Consider the following 334-nt stretch of genomic DNA (forward strand, 5'->3'; position numbering starts at 1 on the left):
CATGCATACATATTAACTTGACTTGGTACGCTCCTTCCTCGGTTTGGTGGTCATAGCGCTGGCTAAACACCCGATCCCTTCCCGAACTCGGCCGTTAAGGGCCAACACGCCAATGGTACTGCGTCTTAAGACGTGGGAGAGTAGGTCACCGCCAAACCTAGCAAAGAGCGTCTCTCTCTATCCGATATCACAAACCCCAAACTCATAACTCAGGGGATCCGACAGAACCCCAATCCTGCTAAAACAGGATCATCGGCGCGGGGTGGAGCAGCCCGGTAGCTCGTCAGGCTCATAACCTGAAGGCCGCAGGTTCAAATCCTGCCCCCGCAACCAA

General features: G+C 54.5%; 1 tRNA gene and 1 rRNA gene. Both read left to right on the forward strand.

Features of this window, described 5'->3' with window-relative positions:
- The first annotated feature begins 42 nt into the window (after nt 1–42).
- Nucleotides 43–157 (forward strand): 5S ribosomal RNA (gene rrf, locus CG50_RS16100).
- Between the two features lie 99 nt (nt 158–256).
- Nucleotides 257–333, forward strand: a tRNA-Met gene (locus CG50_RS16105).
- Nucleotide 334 lies beyond the last annotated feature (1 nt).

Source organism: Paenirhodobacter enshiensis (assembly GCF_000740785.1).
In the GTDB taxonomy this organism is placed as follows: Bacteria; Pseudomonadota; Alphaproteobacteria; order Rhodobacterales; family Rhodobacteraceae; genus Rhodobacter; species Rhodobacter enshiensis.